The sequence below is a fragment of the Acinetobacter sp. SK-43 genome (assembly GCF_015351505.1).
Classification (GTDB): domain Bacteria; phylum Pseudomonadota; class Gammaproteobacteria; order Pseudomonadales; family Moraxellaceae; genus Acinetobacter; species Acinetobacter junii.
Map to the genome: position 1 here is coordinate 1 of NZ_JADKPY010000068.1, position 24,475 is coordinate 24,475.

A 24,475-nucleotide genomic window follows, 5' to 3' on the forward strand; every position below is an offset into this window, starting at 1 on the left:
TATTTAACTAAAAGGTGTCTACAAAATTAGTGGCTATTCAATTTTTACCTTTAAAGTTGGCTCACTCATACTAGGTAAAATTGAAGGAATAGTTGTATTTGCATCGATTGTTTTGATCGGAGATGACATTAATACCCAGTGCGCACGATCACTTACGTACATAAATTCATACTGATCCTCTTTTTTCAAAGTTAAGGTAGCTGCAGTATTTACATGAGTATTTGCGATTTTTGCTGACCAAGTCGCTGAGGACTTAATGACTACACGATCTCGATCATTTGCAGTTGATGGTAGCGTGAAGTTTGGAACCCTATTTGCATCACCAAAACTTACTTCAGTTAATGGTGCGGTTACACTACTAAGCGAACTACCAATATTCTTCACATTTAATTTCAATGATTTAATATATTCAGGCACCCACTTTTGTAATGCTGAATTGTACTTAAACCAATATTCAGTGCCTTTATTTAAGTTAAAACTGCTCGGGAAAAGTAAATTATCTTTTGCTAACTGTGATGGATAGCCTGCAGTTAAAGTAATTTGGACCAAAGTGCCATTATTTACGTTCGAAGGTAATGCAACTGTGCCTGCCCACTTACCATCAGCAATAAGCACATGCTGAATTTTTGCTGTTGAGAGTGCAACTTGCTCATATCGTGAACCACTCACTGGGCTAACTGTGGTGAGCTGGACTAACCACTTCTTTAAGTTTGCATCGTATGCAAATTGAAAACTATCACCACTTTGGATTTCTAATACTTCAATCGGCAAATTGGTATTCGATGTATCTAAATAACTTTTATAAGCTGCACTTGATTGAATCGTCACTTTATCAAGATGGTTAGCAGTCGTCGGCAAATAAACATTTTTTACCCAATTTCCATTCGACAATACAAAAGTTAAGTCACTGTATCCGCTTGGGATATTACCTGTATTGTTAATCTGATTTGGAGATAAAATTGTTGATGCATACACGGCAGAAGCAGCTATCATCCCAGCAAAACAGATGGCTTTTAATCCAAATTTCATATAATAATCCTTTTTGTGTTTTTTCTGCACGATTAACAATATCAAAAACCAACCACATCAATTAAGTTTATTTTTCACCATATAAATATATATATCATAAACTTATTTTGAATATATTTTTTTATATTTTTTGCATATACGTTCAAATTTACTTCAAAAACCTACAATTAATGCAAGCTTAACTTGATTAATTAGGACTAAATCTAAAATCATAAAAATAATGTCTAATAGCGCACACGATGCAGTTATTTATTAAGTTTTATTTAACAATTATTAATTATAAGCAGCCATACTTTATGATTGAAAATGAGTTGTTTTCTAAGAGAAACTAGAAGCAGCTTAATGTTCTAATAATAAAAAAAGGTAGTTAAAACCACCCTTTTCTTCCTTTAATCACTGCATCTGCACAGCGTAAAGCTTCTTGGCTTAGCCCCCACAAACGATAATCTCCAGTTGCGGAGGTAATATTAAAATTATGCGTATAAGCAAAACTAAGCTCTCGATCTGAATCACACCAAGCACCAGAACCATTAAAGCCGACATGTCCAAAGCCATGTGGTGCGCGTTTACCCATCGTCAAAATACGATGATAACCTAAACGCCAGTGCATCGGAATTGGCATAACACGATCTCGTGAAGTGGTTTGAACTGAACTTAACTGCTCAAATACACCTGGGCGAATCAGTTGCTGATTTTTCCATTGTCCTTTATTTGCAAGCATTGCATAGACTCTAGCAAGGCTATTCGCTGTGAATACGCCATTTGCTGCTGGAATAACAGCTTGCAATCCTTCATCACTATAAAAACTAAAATTCCGCATACCTTTTGGAATCATGGCATCCTGAAAATCTTGCGGGCTTTGACCAGATAATTCTAATAATTTTTCAGACAATGAGACTTTACGTGGTTGCTTGTCTTTTTTGGAATGAGGTTTAGCTGATGTTGCAGGTTTCGGTCTTTCCAATAAGCGAGCCACTCGACTTAATTCACTAGTCGGAGTTCCAAAATAAGCACCATCTAATTCAAGAGGTTGGACTAGATAACGTTGCATCAACCAACTTAAAGGTTGCTTGGCTGCTTTCTCTATTACACCACCAAGAATCCATCCATAGGTTAATGGTTGATAAGCATAACTTTGTCCTGCTGCAAATCTCGGTGTCGCAGCAGCTACAACATCTAACATATGTTGCCAATCGAGCATTTCTGTTGCGGTCTCGATGAGATTACGAATATCAAATAAACCAGTTTGATGTGAAAGGACATGACGTAAGGTAATATTTTCTTTATTGTTTTGAGCAAACTCAGGCCAATATTTTGCAATTGGCTTATCATAGTCTAATAGACCTTCACTGACCAAAATATGTGCAAGAGTCGCTAGAATTCCTTTGCCCGTTGAATAACACATTGCTAAAGTATCAGCTTGCCAAGCTTCATTTTGTGATTTCTTACCAGTAAAAATATCAACAACTTTTTGACCTTGGAAATACACAACCAAAGCAGCTCCACCTTCATGGCTTCGAGCATCTTGGAATCGGCTAAATTGAGTCACTAAATCTTTGAATCGTTCATCAACAGTGCCATGGTAGTTTTCAGTATTGGCAAAAAGAAATTCTTTAATCAAAGCACACATCCTTATAATATTATTTTTAAGAAAATCTCTCCTGCGAACAGAAGAGATAGATCTCAATGAAAATTACATCTTAAATTGCTTTTACAGTCCCAGCGACATGAGGTTTTTTAGATTTCACATTACGGATCAAGAAATCAGTTTGCTTAGCATCTGTCGCAGTTAAAAATTCAACTGTAGATGGTAAGAACATAGGCAATTTAAACCATACATCAGCTTCATAAGCATCTGGAAGTTGAACGTTCGCCAAAGCTTTTGCTTTACTCCACATCCCGTGTGCAATCGCTTGTTTAAAACCAAATGCTTTTGCTGTAACAGCATGGATATGGATCAAGTTAAAATCGCCAGAAATCATCGCATAACGACGACCAGTATTCTCAGAGATATTCCATTCAGCTTGAGGTTGATATGAAGGTTCTTGAGCTTCTTTAGATTTTTCAGCAGCTTTTTTCTCAACCTTTTGACGAGATAAATAAGTCGTTAAGCTTTCCATCACCACTTCGCCACCTACTTTTGCAGTCGTGATAAAATCAAACTGCAAACCTTTATCATGTGGTTTAAGCTCACCAAATTTGCAAGAAAGCGTAATTTGCTCATTCACACCGATTTTACGAGTTTGTTTAATTTGGTTACGGATATGCACTAAACCCAAAATTGCAAATGGAAATGCTTCACTGGTCATCATATGCATTTGTAAACTTTGAGATAAAACAGCTAAGTAAATTGCTGGCACGAAACCATCATTTTTGAAACCACAAATTTCGTTATAGCTTTCTAAATGTTTCGTATCAATTTTAAGAGTATCAACCACGTATTCAACTTGTGGTAATACTTTTTCGCCTTTTGGCTTTTTAAAGATAAGACCTTGAATAACTTTTGGATAAGCTAAGTAAGGCTTTGGTAATTCACTAAAATGACGAGTATTCATAGTTAACCTTTTGATATTTTTCTATAAAAAAGGGATGCTATCGCACCCCTCTTCAAAACCCTAATGCTTAAGCACCCAGTAAGCTTTGACCACATACACGCACAACATTACCCGTTACGCCTGTTGAACCCGTTGAAGCAAACCATGCAATCGCTTCAGCTACATCGACTGGTTGACCACCTTGGTTCATTGAGTTCATACGACGACCCGCTTCACGAATCGCAAATGGAATCGCAGCTGTCATTTGAGTTTCAATGAAGCCTGGTGCTACAGCATTGATCGTAATACCGTTCTTCAAAGTTGGTGCAGTAAATTTAACCAAGCCAATTACACCTGCTTTAGAAACAGCATAGTTCGTTTGACCTAGGTTACCAGCGATACCACTGATAGATGATACACAAACGATACGACCATTAGCATTTAAACCATCATTAGATAGTAAGTAATCATTAACACGCTCGATAGCAGATAAGTTAATGTTAATCACTAAATCCCAAAGCTCAGGCTTCATATTCGCCAAAGTTTTGTCACGTGTAATACCAGCATTGTGAACAATCACGTCCAAACCGCCCTGCTTCGCAGCAGCAGTTTTGATTTTTTCACCTGCATCAGCAGCAGTAATATCGATTGCTAATACTGAACCACCAATAGAACCAGCAACACGCTCTAAGTCAGCTTGTTGTTGTGGAACATCTAAACAAATTACATGCGCGCCGTCACGTGCCAATACATTTGCAATCGCTTCACCGATACCACGGCTTGCACCAGTAACTAAAGCAGTTTTACCCGCTAAAGGTTTAGCCCAATCTAGGTCAACATTATCTGCTTTAGATACACGAATCACTTGACCAGAAACGTATGCAGAACGAGGTGAAATTAAGAAACGCAAAGTTGACTCAAGATTTGCTTCAGCGCCTTGATCAACATAAACCACTTGAGCAGTGATACCTTTTTTGAATTCTTTACCTACAGACTTGATAAAACCTTCAAGTGCACGTTGCGCAATTGCTTGTTTTACAGTCTTAGCTGTTTCAGGCGTTGTACCAATTACAATCACACGGCCAGAATTTGAGATTTGACGAGCGATTGGATTAAAGAAGTTGTACAACTCTTTTAATTGTTCTGAATTTTGGATACCAGAAGCGTCGAATACAACTGCTTTGAATTTAGACTCTTTATCATCTACATTTAAAGGGCGAAGATTTAAACCAACTTTTGCAGCAGTTTGTTGTAATTCAACATTATTACCTACATAGCTGTCTGCATGGATATTGCTAAGAATTTGAGCAATAGAAGCAGAAATCGTGCTTGAAGGTGCTGCGCCAAGCAATACTGCACCATTTACAACTGGTTGCGCACTTTCAAAACGATCTAGAGCAGCTGGCGATGGCAAACCTAAATTTTTTACAACAAATTTACCCAAAGGAGATTGTGTAAATGCTTGGTATTGATCAGTCATGATTATTATCTCTCATACAAATGAATTTTTTTCAAACATTTATGACGTGTTGACCTTAGAACACAAAATCAATGTCTGATTGACTCGTAGCAAATCATACTTGAGTTCATGTCATGATGTCTTGACCTGAATGTGGTCTAAAGCGTCATTCTAGTCAATACAGCAGTATTTGAAATATGCTAATGTTATAGTGAGAATATCGCAATTATGCTTGGAAAAGCCTTATGAGCAAAACAACTCAAGAAAATCCAGCAGTCGAAAATTCTGCTCAAGAGAATGTGTCAAATACATCAAAAGCAACTTCTACTACACGTAAAGCTGCTAACACAACTCCTAAAGCAGCTAATACGACAACTAAAACGACTCGTACTCGTTCTACCAGTCGTAGTTCTAAAAGCACTGCTTCTTCTACATCTACTAAAGCAGCTTCAGCTAAAACAACCAAACCTTCTGTTCAACAGGATAAAACCATGAGCCAAAACACCGTTCGTCGTGTAGCCATTATCGGCGGTAACCGTATTCCTTTCGCTCGCTCTAACGGCGCATATTTCACAGCTTCAAACATCGATATGTTTACAGCTGCGTTAAACGGTTTGGTTGAGCGTTTCAACCTACAAGGCCAACGCTTAGGTGAAGTTGTTGCAGGTGCAGTATTAAAGCACAGCCGTGACTTCAACATGACACGTGAGTGTGTGTTAAATACTCAACTTGCTCCTGAAACTCCAGCTTGTGATCTTCAACAAGCTTGTGGTACTGGTTTGCAAGCAGCATTCCAAGTAGCAAACAAAATTGCTTTAGGTCAAATCGAAGTAGGTATCGCTGGTGGTGTTGATACAACATCTGACGCTCCAATCGCTTTCGGTGATGGTTTACGTAAAGCATTGCTTGAACTTAACATTGCTAAAACTGGTAAAGATCGTTTAAAAGCTTTATCTAAAATCAACGTTAAAGATCTTATGGATGCGCCTAAAAATGGTGAACCACGTACTGGTTTATCTATGGGTGATCACCAAGCAATTACTGCTCTTGAGTGGGGTATTGCTCGTGAAGATCAAGATGCTTTAGCTGCAGCTTCTCACCAAAAAATGGCAAAAGCATACGAAGAAGGTTTCTTCGATGATTTAATTACTCCATTCTTAGGTTTAAGCCGTGACAACAACTTACGTGCTGACTCTACTGCTGAGAAATTAGCAAAATTAAAACCAGTATTTGGTAAAGGCGAAGCTGCAACGATGACAGCGGGTAACTCTACCCCACTTACTGATGGTGCTTCATGTGTACTTTTAGCTTCTGAAGAATGGGCTAAAGCAAATGGTCACGAAGTTCTAGCTTACTTAACTTTCTCTGAAACAGCTGCAGTTGATTTCGTTGGTAAGAAAGAAGGCTTATTGATGGCGCCTGCTTATGCAGTTCCACGTATGCTTGAGCGTGCTGGTCTTAAACTTCAAGATTTCGATTACTATGAAATTCACGAAGCATTTGCATCACAAGTTCTTTCTACTTTGAAAGCTTGGGAAGATGAGAAATTCTGTAAAGAGCGTTTAGGTTTAGATGCACCTTTAGGTTCAATTGATCGTAGCAAGTTAAACGTTAAAGGTTCTTCTTTAGCTGCTGGTCACCCATTCGCTGCTACTGGTGGTCGTATCATCGCGACTGCTGCGAAAATCTTAAACCAAAAAGGTTCAGGTCGTATCTTAGTTTCGATCTGTGCTGCTGGTGGTCAAGGTGTAACTGCTATTATTGAAAAATAATTGCTAGCCTGACACAAAAAGGGATTAAATCTTTGGATTTAATCCCTTTTTTATATTCTGAGCTACAAAAAATTCACCCATCTAAATTTAAACTTTCATTTACTATCGTGGTTGGCGGCATGGATGCCGCCTCGTTGGACTGCGGTAACAAGGATGTACCGTCAGTCCAACAAAAGATTTTTGTTACTTTTCATCTCTGAAAAGTAAAGGTAAAGACAGCCTATCTAGTTATCGTAAATATGAAAATATATTGATTAATTCAGGCTTAAAACCAAGCTATTTTGCTCTTTTAAACTTCACATAATAATCATTCAAAATTTTGATCATTTCTTTGAACTCTTTGAGATTTTCTTCTGTATTCCCCAAGCGTTCTACAAAACGTTGCGAATAAATTTCTAAATCAATTTTTTCATTTATCTGTGGACTGATTTCAAACAACTTTGCCAAATCATCAAAGTGATCTAATTTTCGATTTGAAAAATACTCCAGACGAAAACCCAATTCATTCAGTTTTATACCCTTCAATATAGCACCATGCTCCTTATCAAAGGCTAAAGCATGCTCTTTCAAAAACAATTGTTCTGGTGTCTCTTTTAAGCTTTTGAATAAACTAGATAACTGACTGAACATTAGTTGATCACATCACAATATTAACTAAAGTATTTAACCTGCAAAACAATCATGAGTGCAACAACCAAATGATAAAAAAAGCACCTTCTTGAAGGTGCTTTTTCAATATTTATTGTCCGTACTGTTTCTTTAGATACTCAACAATTTTAGCTGATTCAAACATTTTCACACCCGTGTTCGGATCAACCAAATATGGAACCTGAATATCACGCCCCATGATTTCAACAGTCTTTTCACGCTTACCATTTGGTAGTGGAATATATTTTCCTGGTTTTAAACGTAAAATCGCAGGACCCATATCTTGCCAACGCTCTTTCGGCACATTGTGCAACACATAAGGTAATTCTAACTCACATAATACTTCACGGACTAAACGCGTATACGGACTAGCCTCAAAACTCCATAGCTCTAAAAGCTCCGTTGGCGCTGGGCGATTAATAATTTTCTTATTAATCCAAACACCACGAGCTGCATTTGCAACAGTAGCCAAAGTGGATACATACGGCAATTTAGGATAATGACTATATTTTTTTGGAGTTTGTCCCGTTTTTCCATAATGCTTAAATAAATGATGAATAATGTCTTGTGATTCGTATAACTGATCACCTGTATTTTCATCAATTAAAAATGGAAACTGCTTTTTCCCACCTTTTTGCTTTACGATTTGACGGTATTTTTCACCACCTTTCGGACATGGATAGATTTCAACATCCAAATTCAGAAGCGTAATAACTTCACGAACACGTCGGCAAAATGGTGAACCTTCAAATTCATATAGCTTGATTGGTTTTTCAGGCTGATTCGGAAATGGTGTTCCTGACACACCACGTCCACCTTCGATAAGTGTTGCAGCTACTGATTGTAAAACTTTAAACTGATGGCTTACCATTTTAAGCATACTGTTATCCTTTTAGCAGTCGACTAGTTTTTCTTTGGCAATCACAATTCCGTTATTATCTGCATAGATATAATCGCCAGAATTAATGGTCACACCACCAAAATACAATGTGATGTCTACTTCACCTATGCCCTTACGATTACTTTTTTGCGGTATTGCAGCCAATGCATGCACACCCAAGTCTAATTCCGCAATTGCATCGACATCACGTACACAACCGTAAATTACCACCCCATTCCAATGGTTTTTTACAGCCGAATCAGCAATTAAGTCCCCCATCAAAGCACAACGCATTGATGCACCACCATCAACTACTAATACTTTACCTGTGCCATCAGTCGCTAAAAGCTCTTTAACACGAGAGTTATCTTCATAACATTTAACGGTAACGATCTGACCACCAAACGTCTTACGTGCACCATAGCTCTTAAAAAATTTTCCATCCATGCAAGGTGTTACAACTTGCAACTCTTTATCTGGATTATCATCTAATAGGTCACAGGTAACGAAAGGTACTGTTGTCACAAAAGTTCTCCTTTATTGGGTCTGCTGAATCGCTAAATTATCATATAGTTTAAATGCTGCTGTTTGTGTTTGAGCCGCAATCACCATAGTATGCGCCAATTGTTCTGCACTGATAGGCTTATATTTAAACGGCTTAGTCCACGTTTTTTCTACAAGCTTAAACAGTGTTTGCGCTGTATCTTCCAATAAACGAACTTCGCTGCGTTTTCCAATCAACAAAGAAGGCTGAAAGATCGATAACTTATAAATTGACAATTTTTTCAAATAATCTTCTAACTGACCTTTTACCTTATTGTAAAAAATCGGCGAATTAGCATTCGCTCCAAGCGCACTAACAATTAACAGATGAATGTTTTTATCTTGAATTAAATCTGCAAAATGCGCATTAATTTCATAATCAATTGCATAAAATTTATCTTTAGAACCAGCCTGTTTGATCGTACTTCCCAAACAGCTAAAAGCATGGGTAAAACCATTTACATCTTCGTCATTAAGTAATAAAAAATCTTCAAGAACGAACTGCGTCACTTTAGTATAAGCATCTAATTTATCAGTTTTTTTACGAACAACCACCGTGATTGATTCAAAGTCATCAGACGATTGTAATTGTTCAATCAAAGCCAAACCGACTAAACCTGTCGCACCAATAATAATTGCCTTCTTCGCACCTATTTTCATTTTTATTTCGCTCAAGTTATCACTTGGACTAATGTAACGTTTTCTTGCAAGATAATCACCTGTTAAATGTACTTAAAAGTATCACAAGGCTTGACTTCGGGGCTTAGTTTCCTCAAAATATGGCACTTGTTTACGGGCTGGTGAATGTTGCTAATATTTTATTGGTTTTAACTTCAGCCCGCCCAGACCAACTTATTTTCAAGGAGTGCACGAGTGGCAAACTCTGCTCAAGCTAAAAAACGTGCTCGTCAAAACGTTAAAGCACGTAAACACAACGCAAGCTTGCGTTCTATGGTTCGTACTTACATCAAGCGTACTGTAAATGCGATCGCTGCTGGTGATTATGCTGTAGCTTCTGAAGCTTACAAAACAGCTGTACCTGTAATCGACCGTATGGCTGACAAAGGCATCATCCACAAAAATAAAGCTGCTCGTCACAAGAGCCGCTTAAACGCTCAAATTAAAGCATTAGCTAACTAATTTGTTGCACATAAAAAAGCCCGATTTTCGGGCTTTTTTATTGTCTCTTGATTTTCAAATTTTATCAAAACAGAAAGAGGCAGATCTACCCACCCCTTTCTTTTGTATAAGCTATTCGTTTAATCCAAATACCTTAGTCGTTAATGCTAAATTCTTAGCCGTTAGACCTGAAAGAATCAAACTATTATTAGCAGTTGGAATCGTCCATTTCTGGTTAGCTCCTCCTGTGCAACGATAGCGAATTAAACGTGCGCGATTATTCGTCAGATAGCCACCTTCCAAATCGAAGCATTGATTAGCCTGCTTAATCGCTTGAGCACTCATATCAGTAGTCCAAACTTGATTAGCTTGGTTGTTACTGCAAGGCTGTAAATTAATTACATTGCCCGAAGTAGTTGCTAAGCATTGATCTATATATTTTTTGCTGTGAATTTTTCCTAATGCATCGTAAACCCATTTTTCTGAGTCATCGCCTACACAACCCGAAGCACCACTAATAAATGTATTGAATTGACCATTTTCAAGTTTTTCAGCTTTTAAACAATTTGTTCGATTCATTAAACTCATCGCAGAGCCTAAATTAAAATCACTTTTCAGTTCGAGCTTATCTAAGAAAGCATGAAAAGCGTTAACTACATCAGAATTTAGATTCACTAAATCAGAGCGATATACATTCATCCAACGATTCAAACGATACAGCGTGTTTTGCTGTTGGGTATAACGATTCATTTCGTTCTGCGCTGCAATCGAAAGCTGATCTTTGAATTTTTGATATGAATCGAACAACAATTTATTATCAGCTGACAAATTCACCACGGGTCTTGTAGCATTTTCCAAAAGAGCTTGCTCAAGTACTGGAAGTTCAATTTGTTTTAATGCTGAATACCCAACATTTTTACCAATTTCTGCATAAGGTGAAATTTGTACATTGTTTGCTGGAATCATTATTGTTGAAAGTAAAACTGCTTTTTGATTGGCTTTTCTACAATACAAATTTACTTGCTGTGGTGATTCACTTTGAGCCACATTGATATGGAACTTATTGGCATTACTATTCGTATTCATACGTTGAGGTGCTAGAGCAATATTTTGCTCATTTGAAGCAAATCGAATATTTAACCAACAACTTGCCGTAGAATCATTTGGATTGATTTGAGGCAAGTTAAACACATTACCCCAATTCCCTCTTGCTGCTGGATAAATTAAACCCACTTGATTCACAGGATCATATCCACCCAAAATCGTATAAACAGGAACACCGAATAATCTTGGCTTTAAGTAATTCCCATCAGCTGTGTTGTACCAAACATTTCCTGAGTTCGGCACTTTGGGCTGTGCAACTTCCATAGCTCGCGTTGTAGCATTCCACTTTTTATAACCAGTTGGTGAGTTTTTATCCCACACATAACGATCAAAGGCAGGTTGAATCTTGAGATACGTACTATAGCCTGTGTAATGTGTATATTTCGAAATCGAACTCGCAGTCGAACCGCCAGACATCGCATCCCAACCATAAGCATACTTATTTAAAAAGTTTAGAACGCCATTACTACCATCTCCAAGATTTGTCGATGTCCAATTGAGATTACCACGCATTTTATTTCTAAAGGAGATATATCCCCAGCCACTATCTGCATGATGTGCAGCCCAAAACATATTATTATTCACGGAACCGGGATAATGCCCCAAACCATAGTGATGTCCAATCTCATGACTAAACTCATTACCTACAGAGTCAATCAGTGTTAGCATTCCATTACCACCACTCAAACCATGCGTGACGTCACCATTACTGTATTTACCGCGAGCATGATGTGTAACTACACTTTGTGTCAGTTGAGGCTGTTCTTGACTCGCCATAGAGGCACTGGTAATTCCCCAATTTGCTAGATTAATACCTACCCCAAAAGTTGACTTTGCCGTGTTTTCTCGCATATCACCACTATAGACATCACCAGTCGTTACACTGGCAGCATCATAAATTACCCCACTAGCAACCATGACTTTATCGAGTTTTAAATCGTCATATTTGGTGACAATCATTCGAGCAGCTGGAATAGTCTGAAAATAATCTGTTCCTGCTTTTGCTGGTTCTAACAGCATATAGTGACCGTTAGACTGAGGTGGATCGGTAAGTAATCCCAAACGAATATTTTGCACAACTAACTCACCTGGAGCGGCAAAATCAATATCTATCTCTGCTAAGTCACCACTACGATTAGTTAAGGGATCAATAATTCGAATATGCAAACCAGCTTTAACTTCATTCCAATTCAAAGCAGTGCTCCAAGCACGTTTTGAATAGTTCACCTGTGGTCGTCCATCATTATTTGATTGATCAGATGCAGCCAAACGAGATGGATCATCTAAATCTACCGTTCTCAGCAATTGATTGCCCTGATAAATTTCGGCTTTTAAAGATTGAATATTCCCCATCTCGATTAATGGTGTCACCAATAAAAGAGCCTCTTTCTCAGAGGTTAAACGAGGCATGTAATCTTTTTCATTATTTTTTGGATTAACCACATGACTTTGAGCAAATTGAATCATAGCTGAAAAGCTTTCATTCAAATCATTCCTCAAAGTACGAGCTAACCCTAATTTATCATAATCATAAAAACCAAGAACCGTATCATCGATAACATCTTTTGTTGGCTCAGGGTATTTTTCAGAAAAAGATGGATGAGAATTACCCGAACTTCCTGACCCCATATTACTTTCTGTTGATGAAGTACCACCACCTCCGCCGCCACAAGCACTTAACATTGCTGCAAGAACAGATAATGACAAATATTTAAGTTTTAAATACATCACATTTCCCCCAATAAACCGTAATAAATTATCAATAAAGATAAGTTTATAATTATTAGTTAATATTAATAAAATCATGCATTTAAAAATAATATCATCTTTACTAAAAGATAAAAAATATGAATTTAGAATATCGTAAAATATCTAAAAGATTTAGTTATCGTGATCTAGTCAGCTCTAAGGGTTAGTTATTTTTCTTTAAAATCTTTAATTAATAATTCTTGTTTTTGACCACGCCAAATCCACTTTAACTTGCTATTTGCAAAATCCTCACCCTCAAACCAAACAAATAATCCCTCCATCATATCTGGCCAGTCTGATTGTTGAATTTCTGTTTGACCTGAAATGACAGCTACAATTGCAGCCAAAATAGTGTCATGACTAACAGCAATACTTAAACCATTTTGATGTGTTGGATGTGTATGATAAAGCAACTCAAGTACATCAAATACACCTGTAATAGGGTGCTTCATGCCAGGCAAAGCATTATTCACAAAACTGTTGATAAACCCCAATGCACCCTGTTTACGAAAATATGGTGCAGCTTGTTGAATGTCTAATACAAAACTACCTGGCTCAACCAATAATCGCTGTTCAACAATCTCTATCGTATGAGTGTTTTCACCCTTACGTAACTGATCAGCACCTTCAATCATTAAGGCTGCCGTATCAACACATCGTTGGATAGGACTAGAAATACAGTGATGTATAGCTCGATCTGTATTTTGTATGAGATATTGCCCCCAAGCATATGCAAGCTCTCGCCCTTGCTCAGTCAACTGCAAATCATAACCAGCAAATCCCTGTCCATTGACAAGTTCTCGTAATGAATGACGTGTAAATAAGGTGACTGGCGTTGAAGTGTCTGGCAATAAATCCACAGCTTCAAACATACTTTTAGGCAATAAATGTAGCGCCATAATATTTATGTAATATAAAAATTTAACCCACTATAACATGGGTAATATAACTCTCAATCTAAAATCCCAGAATGCTGTAATGCTTCATATGCAATTTTTTTGCAGTACTGATCTTTAAATGCGATAAAGCCACCATTAAGAATAGTATCTCGCTGATTATACAAAAATGGCTTAGCTTCTAGAGTCAGTAGACCACCACCAATGCTTTCTAATAACGATTGACCTGAACTCGTATCCCATTCCGATGTTGGATGAAACCGTGGATAAATATCAATATCACCTTCAAGCATCATACAAAACTTATAGGCACTACCAGCTTCACGTCGCTCAACAGCACGATGTTTAAGTAATGGTTGAATAAAATTTTGATATTTAGGATTTTTACTGTTGTGACTTAATCCAATTTGGAGAGGCGTACTTAAGTCATGTTCTTCTATTTTGTATTGAAACCATTCATTACGGCTAAAACTGTATTTATAAGGAAGTTGATTGCGATAACCGATATACATGACCTGTTCACAAGGCACTGCAATAATCGCAAAAGTTGTCTGATGGTCTTCGATCAAACTTAAATTAGTCGTAAATTCATCACGCTCATGTATAAACTCTTTCGTTCCATCTAGTGGATCAAGCATCCAACATTTTTTCCATGACTTACGCTCAGAATAATCACTCTCTTCAGATAAGACAGGTAATTGCGGTGTTATCGTTGCCAAATGCTTGAGTAGAAAATGATTTACCTTTAGATCAGCTTGAGTCACAGGAGAATCATCACTTTTTTCCTGAATATTAAACTCGCAACCAGCACAATAACTTTGGTATTCTTCCAACAATATTTGACTAGCCTGCGCCATAATTGGAACAAGTTGCATAATCAAGTCATCTTGTGGAGCGAGCGTTTTTATAAACATAGACCAACCTTATGTCATATTCAGATTTACAGCAAAAGCCTATTGCCATGTTTGACATGGATGGCACATTACTCGATTTAGCCTTTGATGATTTTATTTGGAATGAGTGTCTACCTGAACGCCATGCTCAAGTACATCAATGCACTCTAGAACAGAGTAAACAGACACTATTTCAATTTTACCAACAACATAAGCATACACTATCTTGGTATTCTTCTGCGTACTGGACTACAAAAGTTGGAGTCGATGTTTTGCAACTCCAATACGAGTATGGAGAAAAAATCAAAGCGCGTGCCGGTTGCTTTGAATTATTAGAACAACTCAAACAAAAAGGCTATCGTTGTTGGTTACTGACTAACGCGGATAAAGCAGGATTACAGCTAAAACTTGAAAATGTTGCACTGAGCCCTTACTTTGAACTTATGATTAGTAGTGAAGAATTAGGATACGCAAAAGAAGATGTTTCTTTTTGGCGTGAACTTCAGCAACTGCATCCATTTGATCCAACGAAAGCAATTTTTATTGATGATACAGTTGCCGTATTGAAAGGAGCAGAAAGTTTTGGAATTTCAAAACTATTTAGCATAGTACAACCATCAAGTAGCAAAGCTGCAAGGAATTCCAATGAACTTCCTTACCCCGCACTTGATGAACTCACTGATTTATTTGATTGTCTAGAAACCCATTTACAGGTAACAGATGCCAAAACAGCATGAACCAGAAAGCATGGAAGCCATGCGAATTGATAAATGGCTTTGGGCTGCTCGTTTCTTCAAAACACGCTCCATCGCAAAAGCAGCCATTGAAGGTGGTAAAGTTCATCACAATAATGAACGCGTCAAAGTATCCAAAGATGTTCGGGTTGGAATGGAACTGACCATTCAACAAGGATTTGACAAGAAAACTGTCATCGTCAAAGCCCTATCGTCTATACGTGGCGGTGCTCCTATGGCTCAGTTACTCTATGAAGAAACAACTGAAAGTATTGAGCGTAGAGAGTTGCATGCATCGCAACGAAAATTGCATAATCTAGCCCGACCTGATCATCGACCAAGCAAAAAAGATCGTCGTGATATCAATCGTTTTAAACAAGAAAATGTTCAATCATGGTCTTATCATGATGAGTAATTTTTTCTAATTTAAGGTGCGTCATCTTGTGTCGTATTGACGCAGGTCAGATGTAGAATAAACAACTAGAATCTGCCACTATACTCAAGTCCCAACAAGTTGAGATTCAATACATCCACTTGGGTTAGTCGTTAAGAATATAAAGTTTTGAGGTTTTGAGATGGATGATAATAAAAGTAAAGCGTTACAAGCTGCGTTAAGCCAGATTGAAAAACAATTTGGCAAAAACACTGTGATGCGCTTAGGTGACAATACTGTACAAGCAGTTGAAGCTGTATCTACAGGGTCATTAACACTAGATATCGCTTTAGGTATTGGTGGATTACCGAAAGGTCGTATTATTGAGATTTATGGTCCTGAATCATCTGGTAAAACAACAATGACATTGCAAGCAATTGCTCAATGTCAAAAAAATGGTGGTACTTGTGCATTCATCGATGCTGAACATGCGCTTGACCCACAATATGCACGCAAATTAGGCGTTGATATTGACAACCTGCTAGTCTCTCAACCTGACAATGGTGAACAAGCGCTTGAAATCGCAGATATGCTCGTTCGTTCAGGTGCAATTGATTTAATCGTTGTCGACTCAGTTGCAGCATTAACACCAAAAGCTGAAATTGAAGGCGAAATGGGTGACTCTCATATGGGCTTACAAGCTCGTTTGATGAGCCAAGCATTGCGTAAAATCACTGGTAACGCAAAACGCTCTAACTGTATGGTGATCTTCATCAACCAAATTCGTATGAAAATTGGTGTGATGTTTGGTAGTCCAGAAACAACCACAGGTGGTAATGCACTTAAATTCTATGCGTCAGTGCGCTTAGATATCCGTCGTATTGGACAAGTTAAAGAAGGCGATGAAATCGTTGGTTCTGAAACTAAAGTCAAAGTTGTAAAAAACAAAATGGCACCTCCTTTCCGCGAAGCAGTATTCCAAATCATGTACGGTAAAGGAACTAATCAACTAGGTGAATTAGTTGACCTCGCCGTACAACAAGATATTGTTCAAAAAGCGGGTGCATGGTACTCATACCAAGGCAACAAAATCGGACAAGGTAAAAACAACGTAATTCGTTATTTTGAAGAGAATTCGAAAATCGCTGCTGAAATTGAGAAGGTTGTTCGCGAGCAATTACTCACTAAAAACAATCCTGAAGCAGCCCCTACAGAAGATGTAGAAGAACCAGATTTTTTAGAAAGTTAAACTGAAACGCCCTTCGGGGCGTTTTTCTTTCATGAGGATATAAAACTTGTTTAATTCTGAGAAAACAGAAAAACCTAAAACACTCACAGGTCAAAGACTTCGCTCTTATGCATTTGCCTTACTGACTCGTCGCGATTATTCGCAAGCTGAACTTATAGCAAAACTAAATCAATATGCGATTAATCCTAATGAAGTTGCAAAACTCGTCGAAGAGCTAGCAGCAAATAACTATCAAAGCGATCAACGTGTTGCTGAGCAAACCTTAGCAAGTCAAATACGCAAAGGAAAAGGTCTACAACGCATAAAACAAGCTTTGAAAGCAAAACAATTAGATGAAGAGCTTATTACAGAAGAGTTAAAAGATGTTGATTGGTTAGAACAAGCATATCAACTAAAAGTCAAAAAATTTGGTACTGAGGTTTCAAAAGATCAGAAGATCAAGGCAAAACAAATTCGATTTTTGCAGTATAGAGGATTTGATATGAGTGTAATTATGAAAGCGATTGCTCGAACGAGCGATGAAGAATAATTGGTGGCAACCCTACCAGCAAGACTCCGGCACATCATAGATCTACTACCGTTGCTACCTTCCGGTCCTGGCGGAGTTCATAGAGTACAATTGCGAAGCTACCAGCAGGGCTACCATTGCCTGACAAAGTATAGAGATTTTTATTGGAGTTGCAAGGCTTGTCTCAATTTTTAATTCAGTTTTTGATTCAACTGCTTAAATCAACACCAACTATGTTTTTTGGCTCGTTGAGAACATTATAATTTGTTTAATGTTTATACAAAACAAAACGTATTTTCTCCAAAAGTGCTTGAAGATTGTAAACACGTATTGCATTTAAATGTGTTGCTGTTTTAATGGCTAAATCTAAAAATGTTTGTTTGGTGTGTCTCAAGTAAAAAACAAAGCTTATTCACCCCACAGCTTTATTTTCAACTTTATGGATGAATTTTCATGCTAAAAAAGCATTCTGCAATTTTTATTGCACTACTTAGCATTACACATTTGTATGCAAATATTCCTATTGAATCTCGTGCATTAAGCCAACAATTTAATGACAACACAACTTCAACACCCGTAAGTACAAATCTAAACTGGGATTTGATTCAGAAAAATCAGAAGCTCGAAGAAGAAGTTCGTAGATTACGTGGTCAATTGGAAGAGCATGAAAACTCTATTGAACTATTAAAGAAAGAATTAGCTAATCGATATACAGACTTAGATCAACGCTTAGAACTTTTATCACAAAAAATTGATCCACCTGAAGAAACAACGGAAGCTACAACAGAGTCAACAGCAGAAGCTGCAGCAGCACCAAAATCAGAACCTCCTTCTCCAGCCAATACAATACAACCAGAATCCCCTAAAAATACCTCTAATTCAACATCTACACCTGTGGTACAAGCAACACAAAATACTGCAACCACGAATACGACAAACGCTCAAATCGAATTAGAAAAAGCCGCATATACCGTTGCTTTAGATGCTTACAAACAAGGTGGAGCAAAAAAAGCGATCCAACCGATGCAAAACTTTATTAAAAATCATCCGAATGGTATTTATGTTGGAAATGCATATTTTTGGTTAGCTGAATTTTATCTAGCTGTAGAGCCTGTTGACTATAAAGCTGCAAAACAGAATTACAATATCGTGGCGACACGTTACCCAAACTCGGCTAAGGCACCAAGAGCGATTTACCAACTGTATAGCATTGCTAAAGAAGTGGACAAAAACACAGCTCTAGCAAATCAGTATAAAAACAAGCTGATAAGCCAATACCCTCAAACAGAAGAAGCAAAATTTATTCAGAAAAAGTAATTCAAAACTTTTACCTATAAAAAAAACCAGTTCATTTGAACTGGTTTTTTTTGCTTAAGTCTTACTTAATCTTTGCTTGTGATTTTAGATACTCAGTATAGTCCTCTAAAATCTGCTGACCACGGAACTGCTGATATAACTTGGTTAACTCATTCAACTGTTCTGGTTGTAAAGCACTTGCGGCATTTGTATTCACCGTAGAGACCGCCACAATTACCAACTCATTAGGTAGTTGAGTCGTTGTAACTGACCACATACCTTCTTTAGTTGGCGCAGGGATACTAAACGCTGCACGTTCGATAGCACGCTTTAAACCTTGTGAACGAGCAAAAGTACCTGCATCCTCAAAAATAATTTTTGACTTTGCAACAACTTGTGCAGCAGGTTGAGTCTTAAATTCAGCTAAAGTTGATGCGATTTTCGCTTGGGCAGCCTTATATGCTTTTTCCTCAATCACCTTAGCTTTGACTTCAGCAGTTGCTTGAGCAAGTGTCTTGACTCCAGCAGCACGATAATCACGCACCTTGATCCAGATCGTATCACCATTTGCTAATTGAATACTTGATGATGCATTGCGATCACCATTTTTTACATCATCATTAAACAATTTTGCTTTTACATTTAAATCGCTTAAATAAGGATTTTGAGTTGTTAAAGTAACACCTTTAGCAGATTCAACACGAACGCCTTTAACTTCTTGAGCCACGGCATCTAATGAATCATTCCCCACAACCATTTCATTTAGACTATTCACTGTATCGCTAAATAAATTGGCTTGTTTTGTTTTCTGCACTTCAGCAATTAAGCGCGGTTTTTCAGCTTCATACGATGGGATATCAATTGCAGGAGCGTTTGCAGCGATAATATGATAACCGTACTGTGTCTTAACTGGTTTAGAAATCTGACCATTCTTCAAAGAATTAACAGCGTTATCAAAGTCTGCTGAAAACACACCAGGAGCATAAGCTTCAACTAAACCACCTTGTGTTTTAGAAGAAGGGTCTTCTGAAAATTGCGCTGCAGCATCAGCAAATGACATGCCTGACTGAATTTTAGCGTATACATCATTTGCCAATTTCTGAGCTGTCGCTGCATCTCTTGAATCCGTTGTAATCAGAATATGTTTAACTTCTCGCTTCACATCTTTCTGTTGTTTATCAACGAATGCTTTATATGCCTGCTGTAACTCAGCTTCAGAAGGAGCTACATTTGCTTGTGGCAATAATGCTGGTGTTAAAACCACATAATCCACATCAACATTAGCAACCTGTTTAAATTGGTTTTTATGTTTGTTGTAATAATCTGCAATTTCTTGATTAGAAACAGTAATACCCTTTTTGTAATCATCTAACTTAATGCTAGCTAAATGCAAAGTACGCTGTTCTGTTTGTAAATTAGCAAGTTGCTGTAAATCAGATTTGCTTACCAAAGCATAATCCATCAATGTCGATGAAATCATTTTTAAAGCATGGTCTTGACGCAGACTAGCAATCAAGCCTTGATTGGTCATACCAACAGAGCGTAGATAATTTTCATAGAGCTTTTGTGAAAATTGTCCGTTTTCTTGAAAGCTAGGTTGTTGAGCCAACATTTGCTCAAGTTGCGTATCACTTAGGGAAATCCCTAGTTTTTCTGCTTGTTGTTGTAACAAGCTACGAGCAATCAGTGCATCTAATGCTTTTTCTTGAATAAGAGAGAGGTTCAAAAGAGACTCATCACCCTTTACTAAGGATAAATATTGATCTTTGTAATTTTTAGTTGCTGTTTCTAATTCTTTATTAGAAATATCTTGGCCATTTACAGATTTTGCAACATCTGCTTTATTGCCTCCACTAAAATATCCTTCAATACCTACAAGCGCTAAAGGGGTCAAAAACAAAACTAGAAGGACTTTGCCAAGCCAACCCTTAATGAGTGTACGAAAAGATTCCATGAGAATTCCAATATTTTATTTCGGGGCAATTTTAACTGAAAAATAAAAGCGAATGAATGCAGAATAAAGCTCAAATCAACTTTTTCATTCGATAAATAAAAAACGCACCCGAGATGGTGCGTTTATTGATTTAAAAAGATTACGCAACTGAATCTTTCAAACCTTTACCTGGTTTAAAACTTGGTACTTTGCTAGCTTTAATTTGTAGCTCTTCACCAGTTTTAGGATTACGACCAGTACGAGCAGCACGCTCTTTAACACTAAAAGTACCAAAACCGACTAAAGTAACCGTATCACCCTTTTTTAGTGCTTCAGTGATCGATGCAATTGTTGCGTCAAGTGCCTTACCAGCATCCGACTTAGATACTCCCCCTTTTTCAGCAATCGCATCAATTAATTCTGATTTATTCATGATAAAAAATATCCTCTTAATATCGTTTGTTAAGATCCAAGGCTATAGTTTAAAAGGCCATGCCGCCTTTATAGCAATGCTTTAGGGGAGAACGCAATACTAGAAAGGCGTTTTAACCAAAATAAATACTGAAATACGACATAAACGGACGAGCGTCAGGAGTTTTTTTTACTTTTTATTCAATTTGGCCTTTAATTGGTTATTTTCTTCAATTAAAGCATCAACTTTGATATGAAGCTGCACCAAAAGCTGTTCAATATGCTGTAGATCTTTAGGAGTAACCAAACCGATTCGATTTAAAGAGTGATTTACACCTGTGTCTAAAATTTTTTCTACTTTGTCTTTAGTGTCAGTCACAGACTCTTTTGCCTTCTCAGTGACTTTCCCAACGGTGTTATCTGCAAAATCAACAGTTTTTGACTCAAGCTCTTCACCAACTTTTACAAGCGAGTCAAATAATTTATTTCCTTCTTCTTCAGCTCGTGAAAATGCACCTAAACCTGCCAGCCAAATTTGTTGTGTATATTTTTTGAAATCCAAAGCAGATTTTTTAGAACTCTTTGATTTTAATTTGGTTTTCACCTCGGCTTCTTCACCTGAATTTTCAAGGTTAGTGTTATCCATAGACCAATGCTCCTAAGCACTTTACAAACAGTATGTCGTATTTAACCATAAAAATGTTTTTATAATATCAAAGTTAAGACTTGATCGTTTTAAAAAACTGTTCTACAAAGCTACAAAGTCATGTAAATTAATATTAATCATTGAGCAAGGATGCTCAAGTTTATATGCTTTATGGTTGTATCTATTGACTGGTAAGGAAAAAGAGACTCATGAGTGAAACGCAACAAAGACATAGACATCCTCATTTGTTGCTAAACTTTGTTATCATTGTTTTAGAAACTTTTTTCTCATTTATCCTGACTCATGATTCAGCACTTCGTCTACAGGCGAAACGATTTATTGACCAGCGTGTAACTTTACGCATCAATAGCTATATCCCTTTCTTTGATTTTTATATTCAGTTCACAGACAAAGGATTGCTATTTGATATGCAGTCTTTAGATCGAAAAATTGACCTTGAAATCAATAGTACGCTGATCGATCTTACTAAAATATTTGTGTTTAATAATCAGCGCAGCATTCACAACATGCGACTTTTAGGTGAAACCTCACTTGCCGAAGAGTTTTTAGATTTAGCACCGCATTTGACACTCCCAAGCATATTTGCTAACTGGAAACAGTGGTTTAGTGCATTCGATGATGATGCTGAAACCTTAGCTTCTCAGCAAAGAATTGCACCCTTGCTAGATAAAATTGATCAACAACGCTCTGAAATAAACTCATTACTCGTGGAAGTTAAACAATATCAAAATCGAATCCATAGACTCCAAAAGCGCCAACGCTTGATCAATATCAGCTTTGCTGTATTTAGCTTTATTTTGATTGGTTTTTTTGTATATAATATGTGGATACAATAAAAACTTTATATTTCACTTTTCACACACATATTGGCAATTAAAAAACTTGACTATTTTAGTCGGAATTCATAAAATTTAGACATCTAGTCTAACCATGTGTACCGAATCATGCGTCTTACAACTCGCGGTCGTTACGCAGTGACTGCTCTACTTGATTTAGCTTTGCAGCCAACTGAACAAACGATCACGCTTGCGGAAATAGCAGCACGCCAATCCATCTCTGTCGCTTATCTCGAACAATTATTCGCAAAGCTTAAGCGCCATGGGTTAGTTTCAAGCGTTCGTGGTGCAAATGGCGGATATCATCTTGCGCGTATTGCAAGTGAGATCACAGTGCTAGAAATCATCGAAGCTGTAAATGAAACTGTTGATGCGACTCGTTGCGACCATAAAGGAAACTGCCAAAATGGTGCAATGTGTTTAACGCATGACTTATGGCAAGAACTCTCCCACCATATTGCCGATTATCTCGCCAAAATCACACTTGCAGATTTAATTGCACGCGACAATGTACAAACTGTCGCTCTGCGCCAAAACTCTACAAGCTTTGACTCAGCTCTTTTATCGGTTACAGGTATTTGACATGAAACGTCCAATTTATCTTGATTACGCAGCAACCACTCCTGTCCTTCCTGAAGTTGCAGAACGTATGATGGAATGCTTAACCTTCGAAGGGACTTTTGGTAATCCTGCATCCCGCTCGCATGCTTATGGTTGGCAAGCCGAAGAAAAAGTTGAATACGCGCGTGAACAAGTCGCTAATCTTATCAAAGCTGATCCACGTGAAATTGTGTGGACTTCTGGTGCGACTGAATCTGATAACTTAGCACTCAAAGGTATCGCTCAGTTTTATGGTTCAAAAGGCAAGCACATTATTACAAGTAAAATTGAACATAAAGCTGTTTTAGACCCATGTCGTGAGCTTGAAGAAGAAGGCTTTGAAATCACCTATCTCGAGCCAGAACCACGTTCAGGTCTAATTACACCTGAAATGGTAAAAGCTGCTTTACGTCCAGATACGATCCTTGTTTCACTTATGATGGTGAATAATGAGATTGGTACAATTACTGACGTTGCTGCAATCGGTGAATTAACACGTGCGAATAAAACATTCTTCCACGTAGATGCCGCTCAAGCTGCTGGAAAAGTAGATATCGATCTTTCAACTATGAAAATCGATTTAATGAGTTTCTCTGGTCATAAAATTTATGGTCCTAAAGGTATCGGTGCATTATATGTTCGTCGTAATCCACGCGTTCGCTTAAAAGCGCAAATGCATGGTGGTGGTCATGAACGTGGTATGCGCTCTGGTACTTTACCAACACATCAAATCGTTGGTTTAGGTGAAGCGTTCGAAATTGCTGGTAAAACCATGCATGCTGAACAAGAACGTCTACGCCAATTACGCGACAAACTTTGGAATGGCTTACAAGACTTAGAACAAGTTTTCTTAAATGGCCACCCTACTCAAAACGTTGCAAATTATTTAAATGTCAGCTTCAACTTTGTTGAAGGTGAATCTTTAATGATGGCATTGAAAGATGCAGCCGTTTCAAGTGGTTCTGCATGTACTTCTGCAACACTTGAACCATCATATGTATTACGTGCTCTAGGTTTATCTGATGAATTGGCACATAGTTCAATTCGCTTTAGCTTTGGTAAGTACACCACTGAAGCTGATATCGATCACGTATTGACAATTACCAAAGCTGCTGTTGAGAAACTTCGTGAACTTTCTCCGCTTTGGGATATGTACAAAGAAGGTATCGACCTTTCAACAGTTGAATGGGCTGAACACTAATTCATTGAACTTGAATTGAAAAACGTGTTTTAACCCTCATA

At 37.6% G+C, this 24,475-nt stretch carries 23 protein-coding genes, 1 other RNA gene and 1 pseudogene; 10 read left to right on the plus strand and 15 right to left on the minus strand.

The features are described from left to right. Positions 1–39: 39 nt before the first annotated feature. From IRT38_RS12630 to IRT38_RS12645, 4 genes and pseudogenes are all read right to left on the minus strand, one after another. A pseudogene (locus tag IRT38_RS12630) lies at positions 40–1,029 on the minus strand (metallopeptidase); the annotation flags it as partial. A 367-nt stretch (positions 1,030–1,396) separates the two neighbouring features. Further along, a complete protein-coding gene (locus IRT38_RS12635; RefSeq protein ID WP_194597907.1) occupies positions 1,397–2,650 on the minus strand; it encodes a serine hydrolase domain-containing protein in 1,254 nt (417 codons plus the stop codon). 79 nt (positions 2,651–2,729) lie between these two features. Continuing rightward, on the minus strand, positions 2,730–3,584 hold the full coding sequence (locus tag IRT38_RS12640; protein WP_194597908.1) for a MaoC family dehydratase: 855 nt from the start codon (positions 3,582–3,584) through the stop codon (positions 2,730–2,732). Positions 3,585–3,651: 67 nt separating this feature from the next. Continuing rightward, on the minus strand, positions 3,652–5,043 hold the full coding sequence (locus tag IRT38_RS12645; RefSeq protein WP_194597909.1) for a 3-oxoacyl-ACP reductase: 1,392 nt from the start codon (positions 5,041–5,043) through the stop codon (positions 3,652–3,654). A 224-nt stretch (positions 5,044–5,267) separates the two neighbouring features. Here IRT38_RS12645 and IRT38_RS12650 point away from each other — a divergent pair, with 224 nt between their 5' ends. Continuing rightward, positions 5,268–6,794 carry an acetyl-CoA C-acetyltransferase gene (locus IRT38_RS12650; protein WP_004954925.1) on the plus strand — a complete coding sequence of 509 codons (1,527 nt, stop codon included), beginning with the start codon at positions 5,268–5,270 and terminating at the stop codon, positions 6,792–6,794. 276 nt (positions 6,795–7,070) lie between these two features. Here the strand turns inward: IRT38_RS12650 and IRT38_RS12655 are convergent, their stop codons facing one another. From IRT38_RS12655 to IRT38_RS12670, 4 genes are all read right to left on the minus strand, one after another. Then, positions 7,071–7,424: a hypothetical protein gene (locus IRT38_RS12655; RefSeq protein ID WP_194597910.1), complete on the minus strand. Its 354-nt coding sequence runs from the start codon at positions 7,422–7,424 to the stop codon at positions 7,071–7,073. 109 nt (positions 7,425–7,533) lie between these two features. Then, a complete protein-coding gene (locus IRT38_RS12660) occupies positions 7,534–8,322 on the minus strand; it encodes a glutathione S-transferase N-terminal domain-containing protein (RefSeq protein ID WP_004911986.1) in 789 nt (262 codons plus the stop codon). A gap of 12 nt (positions 8,323–8,334) precedes the next feature. After that, the gene (gene rraA / locus IRT38_RS12665; RefSeq protein ID WP_004911989.1) at positions 8,335–8,847 is read right to left on the minus strand and encodes a ribonuclease E activity regulator RraA; all 513 of its coding nucleotides are present in this window, start codon (positions 8,845–8,847) and stop codon (positions 8,335–8,337) included. Positions 8,848–8,859: 12 nt separating this feature from the next. Further along, the gene (locus tag IRT38_RS12670) at positions 8,860–9,525 is read right to left on the minus strand and encodes an NAD(P)H-binding protein (protein ID WP_004911991.1); all 666 of its coding nucleotides are present in this window, start codon (positions 9,523–9,525) and stop codon (positions 8,860–8,862) included. 213 nt (positions 9,526–9,738) lie between these two features. Between IRT38_RS12670 and rpsT the strand changes: the two genes are divergently transcribed. Then, the gene (gene rpsT / locus IRT38_RS12675; protein ID WP_004639414.1) at positions 9,739–10,005 is read left to right on the plus strand and encodes a 30S ribosomal protein S20; all 267 of its coding nucleotides are present in this window, start codon (positions 9,739–9,741) and stop codon (positions 10,003–10,005) included. Between the two features lie 111 nt (positions 10,006–10,116). Here the strand turns inward: rpsT and IRT38_RS12680 are convergent, their stop codons facing one another. The 3 genes from IRT38_RS12680 to IRT38_RS12690 all read right to left on the minus strand — a co-directional run bounded on the left by IRT38_RS12680 (position 10,117) and on the right by IRT38_RS12690 (position 14,647). After that, positions 10,117–12,816, minus strand: coding sequence for a M66 family metalloprotease (locus IRT38_RS12680; protein ID WP_194597911.1), 2,700 nt, complete (start codon positions 12,814–12,816; stop codon positions 10,117–10,119). 188 nt (positions 12,817–13,004) lie between these two features. Next, positions 13,005–13,736 (minus strand): histidine phosphatase family protein, encoded by a 732-nt coding sequence (locus IRT38_RS12685; RefSeq protein ID WP_004912000.1) that lies wholly within the window; start codon positions 13,734–13,736, stop codon positions 13,005–13,007. Positions 13,737–13,789: 53 nt separating this feature from the next. Continuing rightward, the gene (locus tag IRT38_RS12690) at positions 13,790–14,647 is read right to left on the minus strand and encodes a 3'(2'),5'-bisphosphate nucleotidase CysQ (protein ID WP_194597912.1); all 858 of its coding nucleotides are present in this window, start codon (positions 14,645–14,647) and stop codon (positions 13,790–13,792) included. A gap of 11 nt (positions 14,648–14,658) precedes the next feature. Here IRT38_RS12690 and IRT38_RS12695 point away from each other — a divergent pair, with 11 nt between their 5' ends. The 4 genes from IRT38_RS12695 to IRT38_RS12710 all read left to right on the plus strand — a co-directional run bounded on the left by IRT38_RS12695 (position 14,659) and on the right by IRT38_RS12710 (position 17,511). After that, the gene (locus IRT38_RS12695; protein ID WP_194597913.1) at positions 14,659–15,363 is read left to right on the plus strand and encodes an HAD-IA family hydrolase; all 705 of its coding nucleotides are present in this window, start codon (positions 14,659–14,661) and stop codon (positions 15,361–15,363) included. Continuing rightward, entirely contained in the window at positions 15,347–15,775 is a 429-nt protein-coding gene (locus tag IRT38_RS12700) for an RNA-binding S4 domain-containing protein (RefSeq protein WP_004912009.1), read from the plus strand. The genes IRT38_RS12695 and IRT38_RS12700 overlap by 17 nt, the downstream gene beginning before the upstream one ends. 160 nt (positions 15,776–15,935) lie before the next feature. Beyond that, positions 15,936–16,982 carry a recombinase RecA gene (gene recA, locus IRT38_RS12705; protein ID WP_004912011.1) on the plus strand — a complete coding sequence of 349 codons (1,047 nt, stop codon included), beginning with the start codon at positions 15,936–15,938 and terminating at the stop codon, positions 16,980–16,982. Between the two features lie 46 nt (positions 16,983–17,028). Next, on the plus strand, positions 17,029–17,511 hold the full coding sequence (locus tag IRT38_RS12710; protein ID WP_194597914.1) for a regulatory protein RecX: 483 nt from the start codon (positions 17,029–17,031) through the stop codon (positions 17,509–17,511). Positions 17,512–17,521: 10 nt separating this feature from the next. On the opposite strand, the gene ffs is transcribed toward IRT38_RS12710, so the two are convergent. Then, an RNA gene (gene ffs, locus IRT38_RS12715) (signal recognition particle sRNA small type) lies at positions 17,522–17,618 on the minus strand. A gap of 325 nt (positions 17,619–17,943) precedes the next feature. On the opposite strand from ffs, the gene IRT38_RS12720 reads away from it, so the two are divergent. Further along, positions 17,944–18,807 (plus strand): YbgF trimerization domain-containing protein, encoded by an 864-nt coding sequence (locus tag IRT38_RS12720; RefSeq protein ID WP_194597915.1) that lies wholly within the window; start codon positions 17,944–17,946, stop codon positions 18,805–18,807. Positions 18,808–18,868: 61 nt separating this feature from the next. Here IRT38_RS12720 and IRT38_RS12725 read toward each other — a convergent pair whose 3' ends face one another. From IRT38_RS12725 to IRT38_RS12735, 3 genes are all read right to left on the minus strand, one after another. Next, positions 18,869–20,740 (minus strand): SurA N-terminal domain-containing protein, encoded by a 1,872-nt coding sequence (locus IRT38_RS12725; RefSeq protein ID WP_194597916.1) that lies wholly within the window; start codon positions 20,738–20,740, stop codon positions 18,869–18,871. Between the two features lie 139 nt (positions 20,741–20,879). Next, the gene (locus IRT38_RS12730) at positions 20,880–21,152 is read right to left on the minus strand and encodes an HU family DNA-binding protein (protein WP_004878739.1); all 273 of its coding nucleotides are present in this window, start codon (positions 21,150–21,152) and stop codon (positions 20,880–20,882) included. 168 nt (positions 21,153–21,320) lie between these two features. Further along, positions 21,321–21,776: a phasin family protein gene (locus IRT38_RS12735; RefSeq protein ID WP_004912022.1), complete on the minus strand. Its 456-nt coding sequence runs from the start codon at positions 21,774–21,776 to the stop codon at positions 21,321–21,323. A gap of 209 nt (positions 21,777–21,985) precedes the next feature. On the opposite strand from IRT38_RS12735, the gene IRT38_RS12740 reads away from it, so the two are divergent. From IRT38_RS12740 to IRT38_RS12750, 3 genes are all read left to right on the plus strand, one after another. Further along, entirely contained in the window at positions 21,986–22,633 is a 648-nt protein-coding gene (locus tag IRT38_RS12740) for a hypothetical protein (protein ID WP_004954957.1), read from the plus strand. 108 nt (positions 22,634–22,741) lie between these two features. Next, the gene (locus IRT38_RS12745) at positions 22,742–23,215 is read left to right on the plus strand and encodes an Rrf2 family transcriptional regulator (RefSeq protein ID WP_004912027.1); all 474 of its coding nucleotides are present in this window, start codon (positions 22,742–22,744) and stop codon (positions 23,213–23,215) included. A gap of 1 nt (position 23,216) precedes the next feature. Further along, complete coding sequence (locus tag IRT38_RS12750; protein ID WP_194597917.1) at positions 23,217–24,434, plus strand: IscS subfamily cysteine desulfurase; 1,218 nt, start codon at positions 23,217–23,219, stop codon at positions 24,432–24,434. The last annotated feature ends 41 nt before the right edge of the window (positions 24,435–24,475 follow it).

Bases quoted from the DNA above. Each gene is read 5' to 3' on its own strand.
- IRT38_RS12640 (WP_194597908.1), bottom strand. From the start codon at position 3,584: ATGAATACTCGTCATTTTAGTGAATTACCAAAGCCTTACTTAGCTTAT.
- IRT38_RS12645 (WP_194597909.1), bottom strand. From the start codon at position 5,043: ATGACTGATCAATACCAAGCATTTACACAATCTCCTTTGGGTAAATTT.
- IRT38_RS12650 (WP_004954925.1), top strand. From the start codon at position 5,268: ATGAGCAAAACAACTCAAGAAAATCCAGCAGTCGAAAATTCTGCTCAA.
- IRT38_RS12655 (WP_194597910.1), bottom strand. From the start codon at position 7,424: ATGTTCAGTCAGTTATCTAGTTTATTCAAAAGCTTAAAAGAGACACCA.
- IRT38_RS12660 (WP_004911986.1), bottom strand. From the start codon at position 8,322: ATGCTTAAAATGGTAAGCCATCAGTTTAAAGTTTTACAATCAGTAGCT.
- IRT38_RS12670 (WP_004911991.1), bottom strand. From the start codon at position 9,525: ATGAAAATAGGTGCGAAGAAGGCAATTATTATTGGTGCGACAGGTTTA.
- IRT38_RS12680 (WP_194597911.1), bottom strand. From the start codon at position 12,816: ATGTATTTAAAACTTAAATATTTGTCATTATCTGTTCTTGCAGCAATG.
- IRT38_RS12685 (WP_004912000.1), bottom strand. From the start codon at position 13,736: ATGGCGCTACATTTATTGCCTAAAAGTATGTTTGAAGCTGTGGATTTA.
- IRT38_RS12690 (WP_194597912.1), bottom strand. From the start codon at position 14,647: ATGTTTATAAAAACGCTCGCTCCACAAGATGACTTGATTATGCAACTT.
- IRT38_RS12695 (WP_194597913.1), top strand. From the start codon at position 14,659: ATGTCATATTCAGATTTACAGCAAAAGCCTATTGCCATGTTTGACATG.
- IRT38_RS12700 (WP_004912009.1), top strand. From the start codon at position 15,347: ATGCCAAAACAGCATGAACCAGAAAGCATGGAAGCCATGCGAATTGAT.
- recA (WP_004912011.1), top strand. From the start codon at position 15,936: ATGGATGATAATAAAAGTAAAGCGTTACAAGCTGCGTTAAGCCAGATT.
- IRT38_RS12720 (WP_194597915.1), top strand. From the start codon at position 17,944: ATGCTAAAAAAGCATTCTGCAATTTTTATTGCACTACTTAGCATTACA.
- IRT38_RS12725 (WP_194597916.1), bottom strand. From the start codon at position 20,740: ATGGAATCTTTTCGTACACTCATTAAGGGTTGGCTTGGCAAAGTCCTT.
- IRT38_RS12730 (WP_004878739.1), bottom strand. From the start codon at position 21,152: ATGAATAAATCAGAATTAATTGATGCGATTGCTGAAAAAGGGGGAGTA.
- IRT38_RS12735 (WP_004912022.1), bottom strand. From the start codon at position 21,776: ATGGATAACACTAACCTTGAAAATTCAGGTGAAGAAGCCGAGGTGAAA.
- IRT38_RS12740 (WP_004954957.1), top strand. From the start codon at position 21,986: ATGAGTGAAACGCAACAAAGACATAGACATCCTCATTTGTTGCTAAAC.
- IRT38_RS12745 (WP_004912027.1), top strand. From the start codon at position 22,742: ATGCGTCTTACAACTCGCGGTCGTTACGCAGTGACTGCTCTACTTGAT.
- IRT38_RS12750 (WP_194597917.1), top strand. From the start codon at position 23,217: ATGAAACGTCCAATTTATCTTGATTACGCAGCAACCACTCCTGTCCTT.